At 37.5% G+C, this 578-nt stretch carries 1 protein-coding gene; it reads left to right on the forward strand.

What is annotated here, in order from left to right; translation table 11 throughout:
- Positions 1-578: IS982 family transposase (locus BV375_RS13615; protein WP_166507443.1), on the forward strand; the 578-nt coding region annotated here is incomplete at both ends.

Consider the following 578-nt stretch of genomic DNA (forward strand, 5'->3'; position numbering starts at 1 on the left):
AAGGAAGTGAATAGTCGAAATAATTTTCAATTTTATCCTGTTGATCCTAAAATGAATGATTTACAAATAGTAGCTCTTTCCTGTTGCATGGAAGCGCTGGGTATTGATTCCGAAAATTTGCTGTGGAGTAAGCTAAAAACAGATTATGCTGATTCATTTAAAAATCTCATAGACCGGTCAAGATTCAATCGCCGCCGTAAAAGATTGTCTGCAAGCATTGAACGTGTACAACACCACGTAGGAAAGCGTTTGGAGCATCTAAGCAGTGCAATGATTGTTGACAGCATTCCTGTTCCCGTTGTCAAGCTGGTTCGTGAAAAAACATTCAGGGCTTTCAAAAATGATTTTGAAACGGCTCCAGCTAAGGGATATAGCGCTGTCAATAGAAGTTGGTATATCGGTTATAAATTGCATATGGTTATCTTCGAAAATGGTGTGATTCAACAGGGTGCAATTACGAAAGCCAATGTTCATGATATCAACTTTCTTAAACAAATAGAAGACCTTCCTGTAAACAAAGAGATGTTGGGCGATAGAGCTTATATTTCTCAAACAGTTCAAGCTGATTTATTTGAAAG

It is taken from the genome of Nostoc sp. 106C (genome assembly GCF_002154725.1).
GTDB lineage: Bacteria > Cyanobacteriota > Cyanobacteriia > Cyanobacteriales > Nostocaceae > Aulosira.